The following is a 19,585-nucleotide window of genomic DNA, read 5'->3' as shown; positions in this document are numbered from 1 at the left end:
TCAACCGCGATCCCTACCCCGCAACATGCTGTCCAGCACCTCATCACGGCGCACCCAGCCGTGAAACAGCGCCGCCGCCAAATGCAGCAACACGGTCAAAAACAGCAGATACGCCAGATACCCGTGCGCCTTGCGCAGGAAGGCAAACACCTGCGGGTTCGCCGGCACAATCGACGGTAGTTGCAGCGAACTGCTGAGCATTACCGGCTCACCCGACGCCGAAATCATCGCCCAACCCAGCAGCGGCAAAACCAGCATCAACGCATACAACAAGACATGCGACGCCTTGGCCGCCAGCGCCTGCCAACTTGGCAGGTCCGCCGGCAGCGGTGGCTGCGTGGTGGAAAAGCGCACCACCAGCCGCACGATCACCAAGAGCAAGATCGCGATGCCCAAGGGTTTGTGCAGATGAATCAGCCACTCATGCCGCTCGGACACCGAGGCGACCATGCCGGCGCCGATGAACAGCATGGCGATGATCATCAGCGCCATCAGCCAGTGCAGCAGGCGCGCCAACGGGGCGAAGTGGTTCGGTTGGGTGCTCATTGCCGGGTCTCCTGTTGGGCGGCGGGCAACTGGCTGACTTCGCTGGTGCGACGCAGGTAGGAATTGGCGTAACCGGCTGAACGAGCGGCGAGCAACGGGTCGTCGGAACCTTCGATCCCGGCAGGCAACACCAGCGGGTCGTAGTTGATGTCACGGCATTCACCGTCGAGTTGCGGCTGAGTCTTTTCCAGCACCAGGGTGCCAGCGTTCAACACCTTGCGCCCTTCGGACCAGGCTTTGCTGGCGTCGTTGACCGGATCGCCGGGGTTGGCCAGGGTGATGTTCAACTGCCAGCGCAACGGGCCGGCGGCGATGCGCTGAGCCAGGTCTTTCTCCAGAAAATCACTGCCCTGCGGTGCCGTGGCCCCGGGTGCGTCCTGGGCCATCGGCACCATGTTCCAGCGCACGGCCTGGCGCTGGCCCGCCGCGTTGACCAGGTAGAACGCATTGACGCTGTTGTAGTTTTCGGTCACGTAACTGGCCGACGGCTTGGCGGTTTTGATCCAGGCCAGGAACGGTGCGGCTTCCGGGTGCGAAGCAAAAAACGCCGGTACCGCCTTGGGGTCCGGTTTGCCAGTGGCCGGGTCTGGCGACTGGGCTTTTTGCAATTGATAGAACGCCTCGGGCGTGCCCACCGGGAACACCGGCATGCTGTTCATCCCCGTACGCCACTGCTGGCCGTTGGCCTGAGTGAAGCGCAAGGCCATGCTGCGAATCGGCACGGCACTGTCCGGCGCATAGGGATTACCGGCCGGCAAGGCGAAACGCCCGACCACCGGGGTCCGCGCTTCGTTGAACACCTGAGCGGAGGAATAGCTGCGCGCCTCGCCACTGCTCTCGAAATGCCCGATCACGCACACGCCTTTGGCATGGTTGCGACGGAAACCCGGATGCACGCCGTTGTTGGTTTCCAGCACGTTGATCAGTTTCTTCGGGGTCAGGCGCTGTGGATCGAAGGTACCGTTGACGTAGGCAAACGCCCCGGCCACTGCGGCAAGGACCACGGCAATGCCAGCCAGACGCAACGTCAGGCTCGCCGCGCTCAAGGGTGGCCGGGGTGGCGGTGATGATCGATCTACCATGAAAGACTCCAGGGCCATCGGCCACAAGTGAGAAGAATCAAGCAGACGAACCGCACACAGGATTATTCCCACGCGCGGTATTTATTTTTTCAAGCGTGGAATAACCTCCGGCACGGGGCGTCTTCCTAGTCCCAAGCGTAGAGACTTGTCAGAACCTGATGAACGATATCGACGAACAACTGAGAGAAATCATTCCAGGATTGCGCCGCTTTGCCGTGTCGTTGACGCGCAACACCAGCAGCGCCGACGACCTGGTACAGGCGAGCCTGGAGCGAGCACTGTCGAGTTGGGGCGGCAAACGTGTCGAGGGCGACTTGCGCGCCTGGTTGTTTTCGATTCTCTATCGGCAGTTTCTCGATGCGCACCGCCGCTCCCGGCGTTATGCGCGCATGCTCGAATTCTTCATCGGGCGTGACGATACCCAGCCCTCGGTGGAACGCACCGTGATGGCACAATCCACCCTCCACGCCTTCGATCAACTGCCCACGGAGCAACGCGCGCTGCTGCTCTGGGTGTCGGTGGAAGGCTTGAGTTACAAAGAGGTCGCCGAGATTCTCGACGTCCCCATTGGCACCGTGATGTCCCGCCTGTCCCGGGCTCGCCAGGCTCTGCGCCAACTCAGCGATGGCGAAATCAACCGCCCTTCCCTGCGGAGACTCAAATGATCAGCATGCCCCCCAGCGAGCGTGATCTGCACGCCTATGTCGACCACCAGTTGAGCGACGCCGACCGACGCCTGGTCGAGACTTTTCTGGCGAGCAATCCAGAAATGTCCGCGCAAGTGCGTGCCTGGCAGCTGGACGCCCAGCAACTGCGCGCAGCCCTCGGTGGTGCCTTGCAGCAACCGGCCAACCCGAACCTCGATCCGGCACTGATTCGCCGGCGCCTCAAGCGCCAGTCCCGCCGACACCTGGCCAGCGCCGCGGTGCTGCTGATTGCTGTCGGCGTCGGCGGTTTCAGTGGCTGGCAGGCACGGCAAATGACCCTGGTCGGCGCCCCGCTTCCAATGACCGATGCCCTGCAAGCCTATCGCCTGATTGCCCAGCAAGAGATCCTGCCGGCGGACTACAAGGCCAGCGATGACGGCGACATGCAGGGCTGGCTCGACCGCTATTTCACCCGGGCCAATCGCTTGCCCGACCTCACCGGCGCCGGATTCAAACCGGTCAGCGGGCGCTTGCTCAGCACCGATCAAGGGCCTGCGGCGATGGTGGTTTACCAGAACCTGAGGGGACAAAAGATCAGCTTCTACGTGCGCCCACCGGGACCGAAAAACTTCATGCTGCCAAGAGGCAGTCGCAGCGATGGCGGGTTGCAGGCCGAGTATTGGTCGGGGGGCGGTTACAACTATGCGATGGTCAGCCCGGCGGATACGCCGGCGGCGCAGATGCTGAGGCAGACCACACAGTTCTGACCACAACACCACCCCCCCTGTAGGAGCGAGCTTGCTCCGGGCGGCGTTCCGACGATGGACGTCAACGATAACGCGTGCTGCCTGAATGCCCGCGTTATCCAGAGTTTTTCGCGAGCAAGCTCGCTCCTACAGGCCCTTCCAAGTGACCTGTCGTATCGGCGGACGTTCCCCGCCGGAACTGCTCCGACGCACACCCACACAGCTGGAAGCAAATTCCCTGCTCTGGTTACACTATGCCGCCGCAGCTCGCAGAGCCTGCCCGCACACCAGAGGTGATATCTCAGTGGCCGTTCGACCGCCCAATCGTTCGCGAATCAAATCGCGCTGGCAATCGTTGCGTCGCCTTTTCGGCCAGGCACCGGCTGCCGGCAGCGTCGCGGCGGGCCAAGTCATCCGCGACTACTTCCGTCACCAGGCCCACTTCCAGGGCTACACCCTCAGCCACAGCCAACAGCGCGTGATCGACTGCATGGCCCGGCAGGCAGGCATACTGGCGGGCACTGCGCCGAGCCTCCTTCCCGGCCTTTACCTGCATGGTGCCGTGGGGCGCGGCAAAAGCTGGCTGCTCGACGGGTTTTTCCGGGCCATTCCCCTCGCAAAAAAACAGCGCCTGCACTTCCATCAGTTTTTCGCCCAGCTGCACCAGGGCATGTTCGAACACCGCGAGTGTGCCGACGCCCTGGAGATCACCCTCGACGCACTGCTCAGCGATTGCCGGGTGCTGTGTTTCGATGAGTTCCATGTGCACGACATCGGTGATGCGATGCTCATCAACCGGTTGTTCAAGGCGCTGTTCCAGCGCGGCATCCTGTTGCTGGTCACCTCCAACTACCCACCCGAAGGCCTGCTGCCCAATCCGCTGTACCACGCCCGCTTCAAACCGGTGATCGACTTGATCAATGCGCGCATGCAGGTGATGGAAGTCGGCGGCCCGCACGACTATCGCAGCCAGGTCCGAAGCCACGCGCATCAACTGTTCACCCAAGGCCATTACGTGTGGCCGGCCAGCGCAGTGCAGCGACGGTCATTGAATCTGCCGGATCGCGGCGCCCCGCCCGTGTCGCTACCCGTGGGCACCCGGCATTTCCAGGCCCGTTTCTGCGATGAGCGGCGCATCGGTTTTACTTTCGCCGACCTTTGCGAACACCCTACGGCCGTGATGGATTACCTGGAGCTGTGCCGCCGTTTCGATAGCTGGATCATCGATGAGCTGCCGCGGCTCGGTGAATGCTCGATTGCCGCCCAACAGCGCTTCATCAACCTCATCGACGTGCTGTACGACCAGGACAAGCACCTGACGCTGCTCGGGCAGCACGCCCTGCGTGAAAGCCTGGACGGTGATGCCATTGATCTGGCGCGCACCCGCAGTCGATTGGGGCAACTGGTCGAAGTCTGCGAACCGGCCTGACAGATCACCCGACTTTGCCGCTATCATGTCGCGCATTTCCGGGGCCACGCGCCTATTCCCTGATCAATAGCGAATCTGTTCATGCATACCCTTGCTCAATTGCGCGCCGGCGAGTTGTCAGGCATCACGCGGCTGGATCTTGTTGAAGGCCTCACCGAGTTCCCCCGGGAGATTTTCGATCTGGCGGACTCGCTGGAAGTGCTCAACCTCAGCGGCAATGCCTTGAGCGACCTGCCGCAGGACCTGCATCGCCTGACCCGTTTGCGCGTGCTGTTCTGTTCCGATAACCGCTTCACCGAGTTGCCGGCCTGCCTGGGCCAATGCACCGCACTGACGATGATCGGCTTCAAGGCCAACCGCATCGCCCACGTGCCCGCAGCGGCGCTGCCACCGCTGCTGCGCTGGCTGATCCTGACCGATAACTGCATCGAAACCTTGCCGAGCGAACTGGGAGAGCGCCCGTTCCTGCAAAAGCTCATGCTTGCCGGCAACCGTTTGCAAGCGCTGCCGGAGTCGTTGCGCCAGTGCCACCGGCTGGAACTGATCCGCATCGCTGCCAACCAGTTGACCGGGTTACCGCAATGGCTGCTGGAATTGCCGAGCCTGACCTGGCTGGCGTACGCCGGCAACCCGCTGGAAACCGAAGCCGATGCTGCGGCCCTCGACGCCACACCGCGCATTGACTGGTCGGCATTGCGTCTGGAGAAAAAACTCGGGGAAGGTGCGTCGGGGGTGATTCATCAGGCCACCTGGCAACCGGCCGACCAGCCGTCCATGGCCGTTGCGGTGAAGCTCTACAAGGGCGAAATGACCAGCGACGGTTCGCCACTGCACGAGATGAACGCCTGTATCACCGCGGGCCTGCACCCGAACCTGATCCGCGTCGAAGGGCGGATTGTCGATCACCCGCAGCACACCGCCGGGCTGGTGATGCAACTGATCGCACCGAGTTACCGCAACCTCGCCGCGCTGCCGAGCCTGGCGTCGTGCAGCCGCGACATATACCCCGACGACTTGCGCTTGAGTGCTGCCGTGGCGCTGCGCATTGCCTCAGGCATTGCCTCGGTGGCCGAGCACCTGCACAGCCATGGCATCACCCACGGCGACCTCTATGGGCACAACATTCTGTGGAATGAACAGGGGGATTGCTTGCTGGGGGACTTTGGTGCGGCGTCGTTCCACGCGATTTCCGACAGCCTTGAAAGCCGTGCCTTGCAGCGGATCGAGGTGCGGGCGTTCGGGGTGTTGCTGGGGGAGTTGCTGGAGCGGATCGACTCGGGGTTGAGCGATGAACTGCGTGGGGTGCTGGAAGATCTGGAACAGCGTTGCTGTCAGCCACAAGTGCTGGCGCGGCCGGGGTTCAGCGAAGTCGTGGAGCAACTGGAAAATATGTGACCGCTGCGCGGTCAATCGTCGGATCGCCGCCCGGAGCCGGCTCGCTCCCACAAGGGTAGCGCTAAACCTGTGGGAGCGAGCTTGCTCCGGGCGGCGATCCGACGATGACGGCCTGCCAGACAACAGAGCCGTCATTGACACAAAGACTTAACCCGCCAACCCGACAAACATGTCCTGCACGTCGTCGTGGTTATCAAGGCCTTCGAGGAACGCTTCGACTTCCGCCATCTGCTCGTCGCTCAGGCCGCTGACCGGATTTTTCGGCTGGTAGCCCAGTTTGGCCGACAGCACGGTGAAGCCTTGTTCCGGCAGGGCTTTCTGTACCGCGTCGAGGTCGGTCGGCTCGGTCAGGAACAGGGTTGCACCGTCTTCACCCGGTTCGAAATCCTGTGCTCCGGCTTCGATGGCGGCCATTTCCGGATCGGCGTCCGGGGTGTCCGGCGATGCTTCGATCATGCCGACATGGTTGAAGTCCCAGGCCACCGAACCGGAAGCCCCCAGTTGACCCTTGCGGAACGCCACGCGGATCTCGGCGACGGTACGGTTGATGTTGTCGGTCACGCATTCAACGATCAGGGGCACCTGATGCGGGGCGAACCCTTCATACGTCACGCGATGGTATTGCACGGTTTCGCCCAGCAGGCCCGCACCTTTCTTGATGGCACGATCCAGTGTTTCCTTGGGCATCGAGGCTTTCTTGGCCTGTTCAACGACCAGACGCAAGTGTGCGTTGGTAGCAACATCAGCGCCGTTACGCGCAGCAATGGTGATTTCTTTCACCAGTTTGCCGAAGATCTTGCCCTTGGCATTGGCTGCCGCTTCTTTGTGTTTAACCTTCCACTGTGCGCCCATTTCTCACTCTCTTATCTGTGGCATCTGTGGCGCCGAGACAACGATTGGCCGGCGCTTTGCGCAAGTTTATACGGCCTAAAGTTGGCAATCGACCAAAAAATCCCGACTGGTATCGACATCTTCACCAGCGGTTGTAGGGCAATTCGGAAATGTCGCTTTAGCCTGCCCGCAATGCGCTGGGGTTTCGTACGCTTTGCACCCTATTCCACGGCAGCAGCGTGTTCGATGCACAACGAAAAGGAAAGTCCCGCCACCCTGACGCTTCTCGATGACGAACTGAGTTTCCAGGTGGTCCGGTTCAGTGGTCATGAAGCACTCAACCAGCCCTATCGATTCGACATCGAGGTGATCGGGCTGGCACCGGCCCTGAACCTTGAACGATTGCTGCACCAGCCGGCGTTCCTCGAATTTGGCCACGACCAAGGCATTCATGGCGTGCTGGACAGCGCCAGTTGTGAACACCGAAGCGGGCACCGGGTCGCTTACAAACTGGTGCTGGTGTCCCGTATCCAGGCGCTGGATAGGCAACGATGCCGGCGGGTTTTCCAGCACGCCAGCGTGCCCATGATCCTGTGCCAGTTACTGGAGGAACAGGGGTTGCCCGCCGGCAGCTATCGCTTTGAACTGGCAACCGGGTACTACCCCCTGCGACCTTTTTGCATCCAGTACGAAGAAACCGACCTGGCGTTGCTGCAACGACTGTGCGAGGAAGAAGGCATTCACTATCACTTCGAACATCACCGCGACGGCCATGTCCTGGTATTGGCCGATGACAGCCTGAGTTTCCCCCAGGAACCGCTGCTCATGCCGTTGCGCAGCGACGCCCTCGACGAACATCACGAACCTGTGATCAGCGAATTGTTCCAGCGCCATGACGCTCCGCTCTCCCCCGAGCGCCCAAGTGCCAGGAATCCGGGTGCACCGGACATCCGCGACGGCGCAGCCAATCACTCGTTCGCCACGGCGAGACACTTTCCCGCTCGCGAACAACAACATCGCGACCAGCTCAGCCGTCGACAACTGGAACGCCTGCGTTGCCGGCACCTGCAGATCCACGGTCAAAGTAACCAGGGAGCATTACGCAGCGGCCGGATCGTACAGGTGGCCGAGCACCCGTTGGCGAATTTCAACGATCAATGGCTGGTCACCGAAATCCGCCATCAGGGTCGTCACGCCTCCATTCTGCTCGACGACACTGCGGGCATGACCCCGGGTTACCGCAATCAATTCAGCGCCATCCCGTGGTCGACGGTATTCAGGCCAGCGCTCAAACAGCCCAGGCCGAGCATCCCCGGGTATCAGCCCGCCCAAGTGTGCGGTTCGGTCGGGCAACCGGCGACAGTGGATGAGGATGGCCGGGTTCAGGTGATCCTCTGGCCCGCCATACAATCAACCAACGAGGTGTCCACCAGCCTCTGGTTACCGCTGGCGCTGACCACCGCCGAGGACTGGATCGATCCGGCCCGCTTGCCCGTGGCTGGCAGCGAGGTACTGGTGATTTTCCTCGACAGTGACCCGGATCGCCCGGTGCTCTGTACGGCCATGAGCCCAAGGCCACAACCTCGCCGCCCTCGTCCGCGCGAGCCCCGCGGCGACACCCGCCTGCTGTTCGACTGGCTGCTCAACCGCTAGAACCTTGCGCCCTGACGCTCAGCCCTTGTCAGCCTTTCCGGCCGCTGCGGCGAACTTCGCCAGGCGCACATCCAGATGCCGCGGCCGACGTCCGTGATCCTCCGCGCGCTCCTTGCGGCGGATGGCGTTGCGCACCATCAGCGAGCCAATGTAGCGAATCGGCTCCGGCGGAAAGAAACCCAGCGGGCCGTTGACCAGCGGCGACCGGGTCCAGGGGTTGTCCAGGCCCTGGACCATCGACGCCAGGATCTGCCCGCCCATGTGGCAGGGGCCTACACCACTGCCGGAGTAGCCAAAACCGTAGAACACATTGCCACTGGCGCTCATCTGCCCGAAAAACGGCAGCCCGGTCACCGAACGGTCCGACGGACCATTCCAGGTCGCTTCGACCTTGACGTCGGCAAACGCCGGGAAGAAATCCGCCAGGCTGTTGCGCAACAATCCGGCATAGGGTGAAGGCTGATCGAACACCGGCAACATGCGTCCACCATAAGCGAAGGTATTGCCGCCCTTGCCCAGCATGATCCGGCCGTCCGGGGTGTTGTGGTAGTAGTGCACGAAAATCCGCGAATCGAGCACCGTGACACCGCTGGTCAAGCCGATTTCATCGAGCAAATCCGGCCGGGGCTCGGTGATCAGCATGTCGCTGGAAACGATCGCCACGCTGCGTTCGAACTGCGGGAACGCCCGGGCCATCCAGGCGTTCATCGCCAGTACCACGCGATCGGCGCGAACCGTGCCGTTGGGGGTTTGAATCCCCGCCGGCTTGCCTTCTTCCAGCCCGGTCATCGCGGTGTATTCGTGAATCCTCACGCCCAATTGCAGGGCGACCCGGCGCAGACCGCGCACCAGCTTGCCCGGCTGCACACTGGCCGCGGCCGGGGAAAACCAGCCTTCCAGGTGTTTGCTCGAACCGGCCATGCGCTGCACATCGGCCACCGGCCGCTGAGTGAACGAATTGATGCCGTTGCGCCCCAGTGCGGCGATGACCGCATCGGTCGAGCCGCATTGCGCACGGTTGGTGGCGGTGTAGAGCGTACCGTCGAGGCGATAATCGGCCTCCACCGCATACTGTTCGCAGAAGGCGCCGATGGCATGGATGCTGCGCTCGGACTCCTTGACCAGGCGCACGGCTTCCTCGACGCCGAACAACCGCTCCAGGGTGAAATACTTGGCCGACCACGACAACGCACAACCGCCATTGCGTCCACTGGCTCCGGCGCCGCAAATGTCCGCTTCGATGAGCACCACGTCCAGTTCCGGGTTCTGTTCCTTGAGCATGATCGCGGTCCACAACCCGGTATAACCGCCACCGACGATACACACGTCGGCGCGGCTGTCGCCTTCCAGCGGCGGACAGGTTTCGGATGCATCAGCCTTCAAGGCCTGCTCCAGCCAAAAGGGTCTCATGGGGTCAATCTCCGGTCAGTTGCCCACACGCCGGCCTGCCGCAGGTACAGCAGGCGACGAGGGACAGGATTCAGGTACGCAGGGGTTTGATGGTCATCGCTTTATTGGGTACGTAGGCGAAGTGAGTACCCAGACCGCCGGGGCGACTGTTCCAGTGCGGCATCAACACCAGCGCCGAGAACATGGCGCAGCCGGCGAAGACGATGAACACGGTAACGGTGTCGAAGTAGCCCGGCAGCAGTCCGCCAAGAATCGCCCCGACCGAGCCGCAGCCATTGACGAAGCCGGCTGCCGTGGCACCGGCCTTGGCGGTGCCGAAGTCGATGGCGGCCGCGCCGCTGATCATCGAGTCCGGTCCGTAGAGGGTCAGGCCCATGACGAACAGCAGCGCCACCACCAGCAGCACACTGCCGGTATGCAGGGCGCCCATGAAAAATGCCAGGGACACCGTCAACGCCAACAGGCTGATCACGCAGGCTGGCATGCGCCGGGCGCCGAACAGTTTGTCCGAGGCCAGGCCAATCAGGATCGGCCCGAGCAACCCGGCCAGTTCAAACGCGGTCGGAATGATCGCCGCACCGACCTTGCCCACCGAAGGCATTTGCTCGAAGACGATCACCGGCCCCCACAGCAGAATCGCGTAGCGCGCCGGCTTGAGCATGAAGTACGCCAGCCCCAGCACCAGCACCGTACGATTGCGCAGGATTTCCTTCAAAGGCTCCCACATGCTGATTTTGCTTTGCGCGTCGGCTTGTTCGGCGGTCAGCTCGGGTTCCGGCTCCACCGCCGGCAAGCCGACGTCTTCCGGTTTGTTACGTTGGAAAATAAAAAACAGCACGGCGACCAGCCCAACCACCGCCGCACTGGAAATGAACGCTGCATGCCAGCTGCCGATGAGCGTATACGCCCACCAACCGGCAAACGGCGACGCCACGAGACCGCCAAAGGCGTAGCAGGAACTCCACAGGCCCAGTACCCGCCCGCGCTGCTCGGCGGGAAAGAAACTGCCGAGGTTCTTGCACAGCCCCGACCATCCGGTGGACTGCGCCAGGCCTTGTATCAGCATGCAGGTAGCGAAAATCGGTAACGTTGCAAAGTTGCCCATCACCAGCGCCGCACAGGCGGAAATCAGCAACCCGCCCAGCACCACCACCCGCGGGCCGAAGCGGTCGGCAAGGATGCCCCAGGTGAATTGGCCGACGGCGTAGGCCGTCAGGTAGATGGCGTCGAGGTTGGCCATGGCCATTTTGTCGAGCATGAAGGTCGGGTCTTCGGCGATGCCGAGCTTGGCCACCGAGAAGGCTTTGCGGGTGAAGTAGAAAGCGGCGTAGGCGAGCCAGGTGATCGCGAAGATCTGCACGCGCCAACGCTTGATGGTGCCGATGTGCTTGTTCATTGTGGTTCTGACCTCAGGGTGTGAGTGTGCCGGCAGAATTGGAAGAAAACGCCTGTGTTTTTATTGTTGAGCACTGCGATATCGCCCTGTCCCTACGGCGGATACCGGTCAGATGAGTCCTGTTATTGCACGCCCAGGCTCATGGCACCCGCTGCTGTTCGACTGACCAGTCAGCGGGGCTGAGGTGGATAAAAACAATTACTGATTAATAAGTGAAATCGATTTATCGTATTTCAAATATAAGTTCAGCTTGTTACTGGAGATTGCCATGTCGGTTTCCCACGCGCAGCTCAAAGCGTTCCACGCCGTGGCGGTCCATGGCAGCTTTACCAAAGCCGCCGAGCGGCTTTTTCTGACGCAACCGGCGATCTCCGACCAAGTGCGCAAGCTTGAAGAGCGTTACGGTGTTTTGCTGTTTCACCGCAACAAGCGCTCGGTGCGCCTGACCGATCTGGGCGAACGCCTGTTGAGCGTTACCCAGCGGCTTTTTGTGATCGAGGCCGAAGCCCAGGAACTGCTTCAGGAATCCCAGGCCTTGCAGACCGGCAGCTTGATTCTGGCGGTGGATGCACCGGTGCACGTGCTGCCGCAGATTGCCCGGTTCTGCGAACGCTACCCCGGGATCAGCGTGAAGATCGAAACCGGCAACACCGATGAGTCGCTGTTCCGACTGTTCAACTACCAGGCCGACCTGGCGCTGCTGGGCCGTGACGTCAGCGATGAACGCCTGATCTCCCTGCCCCTGCGTAACGACCCGATGGTGGCGTTCGTGTCGCGCCATCACCCCTGGGCCGACCGCGAATCCATCACCCTCGCGGACCTCGACGACACGCCACTGGTGTTGCGGGAAATCGGCTCGGTGACCCGACAGACCCTGGAGGAGGAAATGCAACGCGCCGGGTTCCGCATTCGCCCGGCGATTCAGGTCGAGGGCCGGGAGGCTGCGCGGGAAGCGGTGGTGGTCGGGATCGGGGTGGGCGTGGTGTCGGCTGCCGAGTTTGGCGCGGACTCCAGGGTGTGCGCGTTGCCGATTACCGATTGCGAACGACGGCTGACTGAAACCCTGGTGTGCTTGCGCGAGCAGAGTTCGCGGCGGGTGGTGGCGACGTTTCTGGAGATGGTGCGCGAGAGTCTGGTGTAGGCAGGTCCGGCCCCTTCGCGGGCAAGCCCGCTCCCACAAGGACGGCGCTGAACCTGTGGGAGCGGGCTTGCCCGCGATTGCAGGCGACTCGGTTTACCTGCCTGGCGCCAATCCGAAAAACGCCTGGATCAAGCGCAAATCCCTGCGCCGCTCCATGCACCCGATCATGTGCCGGTTCACCAATCCCTCGCCAATGATCGGCACCGCCGCCACCCGCGGGTCGTGGCTGACCTCCACCGACGACACCACCCCCACCCCCAGTTCGGCGGCCACCGCCTCGGTCACCGCTTCGCGGCTGTCCAGTTCCAGCAACACCCGCGGATTGACCCTGGCCTGGGCGCACGCCTCATCGAAGGTGCGCCGGGTGATCGAACTCGGTTCGCGCAACACCATGATCACCTGATCCAGTTCCTTGAGCTGCACGCCTTTGGTCTTCTGCGCCCAGGGATGCCCGTCGGGCACCAGTGCGCAAATTCGCGATTCGTTCAGCGCTTGCAGATGCAAGCCCTTGCGCGGCTCGACCTCGGTCAGCACTGCCACGTCGGCATGTTCGGACAACAGCGCCGCCAGGGTTTCCTGGGCGTTGCCCAGGCGCAGGTTCACCGTGATCCCCGGATAGCGCGCGCGCAGGCTGGCGAGCATCGGCATGACCATGTGCGGACCGTCCGCCGCTACCTCCAGGCGTCCGGTCAGCAATTGCCGGTTGGCTTCAAGCATCACCTGCGCCTCTTCGGCCAGGCCGAACATCGCCCGGGTGATGGCCGCCAGCTTGGTGCCCTCCTCCGTCAGCTCCACTCGGCGGGCGGTGCGGCGCAACAGGGTGATCTGGTAGTGCTCCTCCAGGGCCTTGATGTGCCCGGTTACCGCTGGCTGGCTGATAAACAACCGCGCCGCCGCCCGGGTAAAGCTGCCTTCGCGCGCCACGGCATCGAAGGCGCGGAGCTGAAACAGGTTCATGAATAACTCTCACTGATGGCTGGCATAACAACAAACAATTTGATTGATAACACGGCAAATTGCAATTTAGGCCCCGTAGCTTCATCCCATCGATTGCGAGGACATGAGAATGAGTACTGCCGAACCCATCCTGCTCACCCCCGGCCCATTGACCACTTCGGCCCGCACCCGTCAGGCGATGATGATCGACTGGGGTTCATGGGATGACCGCTTCAATCAACTGACCGCCAGCCTCTGCGAGCAACTGCTGGCGATCGTCAACGGCGCCGCCACGCACCACTGCGTGCCCCTGCAAGGCAGTGGCACCTTCGCGGTCGAGGCAGCGATCGGCACGCTGGTGCCTCGGGACGGCAAGGTTCTGGTACTGATCAACGGCGCCTACGGCAAACGCCTGGCGAAGATCTGCGAGGTGCTGGGCCGCTCCTTCAGCACTTTTGAAACCGCCGAAGACGAGCCGACCACCGCCGCCGACGTCGACCGCCTGCTGCGCGCCGACAACGGCATCACCCACGTCGCCCTGATTCACTGCGAAACCAGCACCGGTATCCTCAATCCGCTGCCGGAAATCGCCGACGTGATTGCCCGGCACGGCAAACACCTGATCATCGACGCCATGAGCTCCTTCGGCGCGCTACCGGTAGACGCGCAACAGATTCCGTTCGACGCACTGATCGCAGCCTCCGGTAAATGCCTGGAGGGCGTGCCGGGTATGGGCTTTGTCTTCGCTCGCAAGGAATCCCTGGCCGCTGCCGCCGGCAATTCGCACTCGCTGGCGATGGACCTGCAGGACCAGTACGCCTACATGGCCAAGACCGGCCAGTGGCGCTTCACCCCGCCGACCCATGTGGTCGCCGCGCTACACGAAGCCCTGCTGCAATACAACGAAGAAGGTGGCTTGCCGGCGCGGCACGAACGCTACGCCGCCAATTGCCAGGCACTGATGGAAGAGATGGGCAAATTGGGGCTGCGCAGCTTCCTGCCGGCGGCTATCCAGGCGCCGATCATCGCCACCTTCCATGCCCCGAAAGACCCGCGCTACCAGTTCAAGGAGTTCTACGAGCGGGTCAAGGCCAAGGGTTACATCCTCTACCCCGGCAAGTTGACCCAGGTCGAAACCTTCCGCGTCGGCTGCATCGGCCATGTCCAACCGGCCGAAATGCGCGAAGCCGTGGCCGCGATTGGCGAAGTACTGCGCGAGATGGAAGTGCTAGACATTTGATCCACCACGATCCCTGTGGGAGCGGGCTTGCCCGCGATAGCGGTCTGATATTCACCATTGATGTCGACTGACCGGACCACATCGCGGGCAAGCCCGCTCCCACAGGGAAGGCGAACTCCCTGACAACTCGTTCTCACAGGAATTTTTTCACCATGAACTACGCCAACCCAACCAAACTGCAAGCCGCCATCCTCGACTGGGCCGGCACCGTGGTCGACTTCGGCTCCTTCGCCCCGACGCAGATTTTCGTCGAGGCTTTCGCCGAGTTCGACGTCCAGGTGTCCATCGAAGAAGCCCGTGGCCCGATGGGCATGGGCAAGTGGGACCACATCCGCACCCTGTGCGATCTGCCGGACGTTGCCGAGCGTTATCGCAAAGTGTTCGGCCGCACACCGACCGACGATGACGTCACCGCGATTTACCAACGCTTCATGCCGCTGCAGATCGAAAAAATCGCCGAACACTCGGCACTGATCCCGGGCGCACTGGAGACCATCGCCAACCTGCGCCAGCAAGGGATCAAGATCGGCTCCTGCTCCGGTTACCCGAAACAGGTCATGGACAAAGTGGTCGAACTGGCCGCCACCAACGGTTACGTGGCCGATCACGTGGTCGCCACCGACGAAGTCCCGAACGGTCGCCCATGGCCCGCCCAGGCGCTGGCCAATGTCATCGCCCTGGGCATCGACGATGTCGCCGCGTGCGTGAAGATCGATGACACCGTGCCGGGCATTCTCGAAGGTCGCCGCGCCGGCATGTGGACCGTGGCGCTGATCTGCTCGGGCAACGCCCTGGGCCTGGACTACGAAGGTTATCGCGCCCTGGGCAGCGACCAGCTGGACAGCGAGCGCAAGCGCATCCATGGGATGTTCGAAGGTTCACGCCCGCACTACATGATCGACACCATCACCGACCTGCCGGAAGTGATCGCCGACATCAACAAGCGTCTGGCCAACGGCGAAATGCCGCAATCGAGCTAAAAAACGCAACGCCCCCCTGTAGGAGCGAGCTTGCTCGCGATGGAGTGTCAGATACATTGATGTCGACTGACACACCATCGTCGGAACGCAGCCCGGAGCAAGCTCGCTCCTACAGGTACAGGGTTTTGCTGTCCGATACCCGAACCAGAGCATCCAGCGGCCAATCGCCTCAGGCAAACCCGGTGAAACAGGATTAAAGTTACCAAACACCGTCGAACAAGTGCGGTGGCTTTAAACCGGACCTCTGAGGAATACCGTATGCCGTGGAAAAACTCCGCCTCGCGCTACAGCACCGTATCGATCGCGCTGCACTGGTTGATGCTGGTCCTGCTGGTGCTGGTTTACGCCTGTATCGAGTTGCGCGGGATGTTTCCCAAGGGCAGTGGCGGGCGCACGCTGATCGTCGAATCACACTTCATGCTCGGCCTGACCGTCTTCGTGCTGGTCTGGCTGCGATTGTTCGCACGCAGTTTCGGCCCCGCGCCGCAGGTCTTCCCGGCCTCCCCGCAGTGGCAAACGACGCTGGCCAGGCTGATGCATTGGGCGCTGTACATTTTCATGATCGTCACACCGATTCTCGGGTGGCTGGTCACCAGCGCCAAAGGCAATCAGGTGATGTTCTATGGGGTCGACCTGCCGATGCCAATCGCGGAAAACAAGGACCTGGCCAGACAACTCCAGGACTGGCACGAGCTCGGCGGCACTATCGGCTATTGGCTGATCGGCCTGCATGCCGCGGCCGCGCTGTATCACCATTACGTGGTGGGCGATAACACCTTGCTGCGGATGATGCCCAAGAGCGTAAACCGCGATAGCTGAGGCTGCATGAGTTTGCATCTGCGCTTCAGATTTGTGGACTGAACCCCCGGCGCCCCTGCAAGCCGCCGGTGTGGACGAAGATCAGCCGCGAGCCTCTGGCGAACTTGCCCGCAGCGACCTGTTGCCTGAGGGCCATGAGCGCCTTGCCGGTGTACAGCGGCTCAAGGGGAATGTTACTGGCCTGCCCGGTCTTTTCGATGAAGTCGAGCAACAGTTGATCGACCTTCGCGAAGCCGCCGCGACTGACCTCGAACAACTCATACGCCGCATCGACCACACCGGCTTGCTGCACGATCCGCTCGATCTGCTGCGCCACCCCATGATCGTCCGGCACCGCCAGGGCACCGTACACCGGATGATCCCCCGCTTCGGCCAGCACCAGGCCCGCCAGCGTCGTGCCGGTTCCGCAGGCCAGCCACCAGCCGTCATAGTCGCTCCAGCCCAAGCCCTGCAATTGCGCGCACACGGCGGCTCGCAATGGCACGCAACCCAAGGCGCCAGGTAAACCACCTCCCCCTTCAGGCACCGGATGCAGCCTAGGGTAGCGGGTGTGCCAGGGCTGCCAGAAACCCGCTTCATGCCTCGCTCGATAACCGGCGTAACCCAGCCAGTGCAGCTGCATGCCGAACGCCTGCAAGTCTTTGACCGTCGGGGTCTCCTGAGGATGCCCGCGTAACAGGCCGACGGTGGAAAAACCGAAACGCTTGCCCGCCGCCGCCAGCGCGTGCAGGTGATTGGAGTGCGCGCCACCAAGACTGATGATGCCTTCGGCACCCAAGCGGTCGGCGGTCTTCAGGTGTTCGACGAGCTTGAACCATTTGTTGCCGCTGATCAGCGGGTCGATCAGGTCCAGACGCAGGATCGCCACTTCGATGCCGGCTTGGGTGAGCCAGTCGAGGTGTAGAGAGTCGAGGGGGGCCTGGGGTAGCCAGGTGTCGGAAGGGAGAAGCATCGATGCTGGCTCTGGGTGAAGAGCCAGCATCTTAACAGCCTTGCGGACGCCATCGCGGGCAAGTCGAATCGTCGCACCGCCGCTCCCACAGAGGTTTCGCGCTGCTCACAAAATGCACGAACAACTCAGATCCTGTGGGAGCGGGCTTGCCCGCGATAGCCATTGGCACGCTGGACCTGCGTATTACAACTGCGCCGCCAACCGCGAACCCTGATTGATCGCCCGCTTGGCATCCAGCTCTGCCGCGACATCCGCGCCACCGATCAGGTGCACGTTCTGCCCCGCCGCCACCAGGCTTTCATGCAATTCACGCAGTGGGTCCTGCCCGGCGCAAATCACGATGTTGTCCACCGGCAGCACCTGCGGTTCGCCGGTTTCGCCGATGCGGATGTGCAGGCCTTCGTCGTCGATCTTCAGGTATTCAACGCTGTTGAGCATCTGTACCTGCTTGTTCTTCAGACCGGTGCGATGAATCCAGCCGGTGGTCTTGCCCAGGCCGTCGCCGACCTTGGATTTCTTGCGTTGCAGCAGGAACACCTCGCGGGCCGGCGCATGGGGCGCGGCCTTGACACCGGCAACACCACCGCGTGCCTCAAGGTGCGTATCGATGCCCCATTCCTTCCAGAACGCGGCGCGATCCTGACTGGTAGCGACGCCTTCATGCACAAGGAACTCGGAGACGTCGAAACCGATACCACCGGCACCAATCACCGCGACACGCTTGCCGACCGGTTTGCGCTCCAGGATCACATCCAGGTAGCTCAACACCTTGGTGTTTTCTACCCCCGGAATCGCCGGCATGCGCGGTGCAATGCCAGTCGCCAGAATGATCTCGTCGTAGCCGCCCTCGACCAGCCTGGCCACGTCGACGCGGGTGTTCAGGCACACCTCGACGTTGGTGGTCTGCAGCTTGCGGTTGAAGTAGCGAATGGTTTCGTAGAACTCTTCCTTGCCCGGAACACGCTTGGCGATGTTGAACTGACCGCCGATTTCGCTGGCTGAATCGAACAGCGTCACCTGATGCCCACGCTCGGCGGCCACGGTCGCGGCGGACAAACCGGCAGGGCCGGCACCGACCACGGCGATTTTCTTCAGCTGCTGCACCGGCAGATAGTTCAGCTCGGTTTCGTGGCAGGCACGCGGGTTAACCAGGCAACTGGTCAGCTTGCCGCCGAAGGTGTGATCGAGGCAGGCCTGGTTGCAACCGATGCAGGTGTTGATTTCATCGGCGCGACCTTCAGCGGCCTTGTTGACGAAATCCGGGTCGGCGAGGAACGGCCGCGCCATGGACACCATGTCGGCATCGCCCTCGGCCAGGATCTGCTCGGCGACTTCCGGCGTGTTGATGCGGTTGGTGGTGATCAGCGGAATGTTCACAGAACCCCGCAGCTTGGCCGTGACCTTGCTGAACGCCGCACGCGGCACCTTGGTGGCGATGGTTGGAATACGCGCTTCGTGCCAGCCGATACCGGTGTTGATGATGGTCGCGCCGGCCTGCTCGATGGCCTTGGCCAGTTGAACGATCTCTTCCCAGGTGCTGCCGCCTTCGACCAGGTCGAGCATCGACAGACGGAAAATGATGATGAAGTTCGGGCCGACCGCTTCACGCACACGACGGACGATTTCCACCGGCAGGCGCATGCGGTTTTCATAGCTGCCGCCCCAGCGGTCGGTACGGTGGTTGGTGTGGGCGGCGAGGAACTGGTTAATGAAATAACCTTCGGAGCCCATGATTTCCACACCGTCGTATTCGGCGGTTTGTGCCAGTACCGAACAGGTGACGAAATCGCTGATCTGCTTCTCGATGCCTTCCTCGTCCAGCTCCTTGGGCTTGAACGGATTGATCGGCGCCTGGATCGCGCTGGGCGCAACCTGTTTCGGGCTGTAGGCATAACGACCGGCATGGAGGATCTGCATGCAGATCTTGCCGCCCGCGTCATGCACGGCGCGGGTGACGATACGGTGCTTGAGCGCCTCTTCTTCGGTCGTCAGCTTGGCCGCACCAGAGTACACACCGCCCTCGTCATTCGGGCCGATACCGCCGGTGACCATCAGGCCGACACCGCCACGGGCACGCTCGGCAAAGTACGCCGCCATGCGTTCGAAACCACCCGGTTTCTCTTCAAGACCGGTGTGCATCGAACCCATCAGGGTGCGGTTACGCAAGGTGGTAAAACCCAGGTCCAGCGGGGCCAACAGGTGCGGGTAATGAGCGGCGGTCATCGGTAACTCCATCACGGAAAGTGTGGGCGCTCTTTGGCGCCCCTCTGTCATGGGTTACAGACTATGAGCACTCCAGCGGTCGCTCAATGACCGAAACTTACAACTTAATGATCCAAACGAGCACAACTTCTGGACAAGCGACGGCAGGGCCATAGCTTG

General features: G+C 62.2%; 17 protein-coding genes. 9 read left to right on the top strand and 8 right to left on the bottom strand.

The features are described from left to right. Positions 1-546 carry a cytochrome b gene (locus PMI31_RS22280; RefSeq protein ID WP_008020888.1) on the bottom strand — a complete coding sequence of 182 codons (546 nt, stop codon included), beginning with the start codon at positions 544-546 and terminating at the stop codon, positions 1-3. After that, entirely contained in the window at positions 543-1,628 is a 1,086-nt protein-coding gene (locus PMI31_RS22275; protein WP_008020887.1) for a catalase family peroxidase, read from the bottom strand. The genes PMI31_RS22280 and PMI31_RS22275 overlap by 4 nt, the downstream gene beginning before the upstream one ends. Positions 1,629-1,786: 158 nt before the next feature. Between PMI31_RS22275 and PMI31_RS22270 the strand changes: the two genes are divergently transcribed. From PMI31_RS22270 to PMI31_RS22255, 4 genes are all read left to right on the top strand, one after another. Beyond that, the gene (locus PMI31_RS22270) at positions 1,787-2,293 is read left to right on the top strand and encodes a sigma-70 family RNA polymerase sigma factor (RefSeq protein WP_008020886.1); all 507 of its coding nucleotides are present in this window, start codon (positions 1,787-1,789) and stop codon (positions 2,291-2,293) included. Then, positions 2,290-3,042, top strand: coding sequence for an anti-sigma factor family protein (locus PMI31_RS22265; protein WP_008020885.1), 753 nt, complete (start codon positions 2,290-2,292; stop codon positions 3,040-3,042). The genes PMI31_RS22270 and PMI31_RS22265 overlap by 4 nt, the downstream gene beginning before the upstream one ends. Positions 3,043-3,325: 283 nt before the next feature. After that, the gene (gene zapE / locus PMI31_RS22260) at positions 3,326-4,450 is read left to right on the top strand and encodes a cell division protein ZapE (protein WP_008020884.1); all 1,125 of its coding nucleotides are present in this window, start codon (positions 3,326-3,328) and stop codon (positions 4,448-4,450) included. Positions 4,451-4,531: 81 nt separating this feature from the next. Further along, positions 4,532-5,845 (top strand): leucine-rich repeat-containing protein kinase family protein, encoded by a 1,314-nt coding sequence (locus PMI31_RS22255; protein ID WP_008020883.1) that lies wholly within the window; start codon positions 4,532-4,534, stop codon positions 5,843-5,845. Positions 5,846-5,992: 147 nt separating this feature from the next. Here the strand turns inward: PMI31_RS22255 and PMI31_RS22250 are convergent, their stop codons facing one another. Beyond that, positions 5,993-6,697, bottom strand: coding sequence for a YebC/PmpR family DNA-binding transcriptional regulator (locus PMI31_RS22250; RefSeq protein WP_008020881.1), 705 nt, complete (start codon positions 6,695-6,697; stop codon positions 5,993-5,995). A 225-nt stretch (positions 6,698-6,922) separates the two neighbouring features. Here PMI31_RS22250 and PMI31_RS22245 point away from each other — a divergent pair, with 225 nt between their 5' ends. Next, positions 6,923-8,329: a type VI secretion system Vgr family protein gene (locus tag PMI31_RS22245; protein ID WP_008020880.1), complete on the top strand. Its 1,407-nt coding sequence runs from the start codon at positions 6,923-6,925 to the stop codon at positions 8,327-8,329. A gap of 18 nt (positions 8,330-8,347) precedes the next feature. Here PMI31_RS22245 and PMI31_RS22240 read toward each other — a convergent pair whose 3' ends face one another. Both PMI31_RS22240 and PMI31_RS22235 read right to left on the bottom strand, forming a co-directional pair. After that, a complete protein-coding gene (locus PMI31_RS22240; RefSeq protein WP_008020879.1) occupies positions 8,348-9,739 on the bottom strand; it encodes an FAD-dependent oxidoreductase in 1,392 nt (463 codons plus the stop codon). Between the two features lie 70 nt (positions 9,740-9,809). Beyond that, positions 9,810-11,135, bottom strand: a complete 1,326-nt coding sequence (locus PMI31_RS22235) for an MFS transporter (protein ID WP_008020878.1) — start codon at positions 11,133-11,135, stop codon at positions 9,810-9,812. Positions 11,136-11,403: 268 nt separating this feature from the next. On the opposite strand from PMI31_RS22235, the gene PMI31_RS22230 reads away from it, so the two are divergent. Beyond that, a complete protein-coding gene (locus PMI31_RS22230; RefSeq protein ID WP_008020877.1) occupies positions 11,404-12,276 on the top strand; it encodes a LysR family transcriptional regulator in 873 nt (290 codons plus the stop codon). 93 nt (positions 12,277-12,369) lie between these two features. On the opposite strand, the gene PMI31_RS22225 is transcribed toward PMI31_RS22230, so the two are convergent. Further along, a complete protein-coding gene (locus PMI31_RS22225) occupies positions 12,370-13,233 on the bottom strand; it encodes a LysR substrate-binding domain-containing protein (RefSeq protein WP_008020876.1) in 864 nt (287 codons plus the stop codon). A gap of 109 nt (positions 13,234-13,342) precedes the next feature. Here PMI31_RS22225 and PMI31_RS22220 point away from each other — a divergent pair, with 109 nt between their 5' ends. The 3 genes from PMI31_RS22220 to PMI31_RS22210 all read left to right on the top strand — a co-directional run bounded on the left by PMI31_RS22220 (position 13,343) and on the right by PMI31_RS22210 (position 16,251). Continuing rightward, positions 13,343-14,452 (top strand): 2-aminoethylphosphonate--pyruvate transaminase, encoded by a 1,110-nt coding sequence (locus PMI31_RS22220; RefSeq protein WP_008020872.1) that lies wholly within the window; start codon positions 13,343-13,345, stop codon positions 14,450-14,452. 152 nt (positions 14,453-14,604) lie between these two features. After that, positions 14,605-15,432: a phosphonoacetaldehyde hydrolase gene (gene phnX / locus PMI31_RS22215; protein WP_008020871.1), complete on the top strand. Its 828-nt coding sequence runs from the start codon at positions 14,605-14,607 to the stop codon at positions 15,430-15,432. 258 nt (positions 15,433-15,690) lie between these two features. Then, on the top strand, positions 15,691-16,251 hold the full coding sequence (locus PMI31_RS22210; RefSeq protein WP_008020870.1) for a cytochrome b: 561 nt from the start codon (positions 15,691-15,693) through the stop codon (positions 16,249-16,251). Positions 16,252-16,276: 25 nt separating this feature from the next. Here PMI31_RS22210 and PMI31_RS22205 read toward each other — a convergent pair whose 3' ends face one another. Continuing rightward, positions 16,277-17,203 carry a 1-aminocyclopropane-1-carboxylate deaminase/D-cysteine desulfhydrase gene (locus PMI31_RS22205; protein WP_008020868.1) on the bottom strand — a complete coding sequence of 309 codons (927 nt, stop codon included), beginning with the start codon at positions 17,201-17,203 and terminating at the stop codon, positions 16,277-16,279. Positions 17,204-17,386: 183 nt separating this feature from the next. Beyond that, on the bottom strand, positions 17,387-19,426 hold the full coding sequence (locus PMI31_RS22200) for an oxidoreductase (RefSeq protein WP_008020866.1): 2,040 nt from the start codon (positions 19,424-19,426) through the stop codon (positions 17,387-17,389). Between the last annotated feature and the right edge of the window lie 159 nt (positions 19,427-19,585).

The sequence above is a fragment of the Pseudomonas sp. GM55 genome (assembly GCF_000282395.1).
Taxonomy (GTDB): Bacteria; Pseudomonadota; Gammaproteobacteria; order Pseudomonadales; family Pseudomonadaceae; genus Aquipseudomonas; species Aquipseudomonas fluorescens_CC.
The sequence above is the reverse complement of the archived record's forward strand: the minus strand, read 5'-3'. Positions and strand labels throughout refer to the sequence as shown.

Excerpts from the sequence above, each read along its gene's own strand:
- PMI31_RS22280 (WP_008020888.1), bottom strand. The coding sequence starts at position 546 with ATGAGCACCCAACCGAACCACTTCGCCCCGTTGGCGCGCCTGCTGCAC.
- PMI31_RS22275 (WP_008020887.1), bottom strand. The coding sequence starts at position 1,628 with ATGGTAGATCGATCATCACCGCCACCCCGGCCACCCTTGAGCGCGGCG.
- PMI31_RS22270 (WP_008020886.1), top strand. The coding sequence starts at position 1,787 with ATGAACGATATCGACGAACAACTGAGAGAAATCATTCCAGGATTGCGC.
- PMI31_RS22265 (WP_008020885.1), top strand. The coding sequence starts at position 2,290 with ATGATCAGCATGCCCCCCAGCGAGCGTGATCTGCACGCCTATGTCGAC.
- PMI31_RS22255 (WP_008020883.1), top strand. The coding sequence starts at position 4,532 with ATGCATACCCTTGCTCAATTGCGCGCCGGCGAGTTGTCAGGCATCACG.
- PMI31_RS22250 (WP_008020881.1), bottom strand. The coding sequence starts at position 6,697 with ATGGGCGCACAGTGGAAGGTTAAACACAAAGAAGCGGCAGCCAATGCC.
- PMI31_RS22245 (WP_008020880.1), top strand. The coding sequence starts at position 6,923 with ATGCACAACGAAAAGGAAAGTCCCGCCACCCTGACGCTTCTCGATGAC.
- PMI31_RS22240 (WP_008020879.1), bottom strand. The coding sequence starts at position 9,739 with ATGAGACCCTTTTGGCTGGAGCAGGCCTTGAAGGCTGATGCATCCGAA.
- PMI31_RS22235 (WP_008020878.1), bottom strand. The coding sequence starts at position 11,135 with ATGAACAAGCACATCGGCACCATCAAGCGTTGGCGCGTGCAGATCTTC.
- PMI31_RS22230 (WP_008020877.1), top strand. The coding sequence starts at position 11,404 with ATGTCGGTTTCCCACGCGCAGCTCAAAGCGTTCCACGCCGTGGCGGTC.
- PMI31_RS22225 (WP_008020876.1), bottom strand. The coding sequence starts at position 13,233 with ATGAACCTGTTTCAGCTCCGCGCCTTCGATGCCGTGGCGCGCGAAGGC.
- PMI31_RS22220 (WP_008020872.1), top strand. The coding sequence starts at position 13,343 with ATGAGTACTGCCGAACCCATCCTGCTCACCCCCGGCCCATTGACCACT.
- phnX (WP_008020871.1), top strand. The coding sequence starts at position 14,605 with ATGAACTACGCCAACCCAACCAAACTGCAAGCCGCCATCCTCGACTGG.
- PMI31_RS22210 (WP_008020870.1), top strand. The coding sequence starts at position 15,691 with ATGCCGTGGAAAAACTCCGCCTCGCGCTACAGCACCGTATCGATCGCG.
- PMI31_RS22205 (WP_008020868.1), bottom strand. The coding sequence starts at position 17,203 with ATGCTTCTCCCTTCCGACACCTGGCTACCCCAGGCCCCCCTCGACTCT.
- PMI31_RS22200 (WP_008020866.1), bottom strand. The coding sequence starts at position 19,426 with ATGACCGCCGCTCATTACCCGCACCTGTTGGCCCCGCTGGACCTGGGT.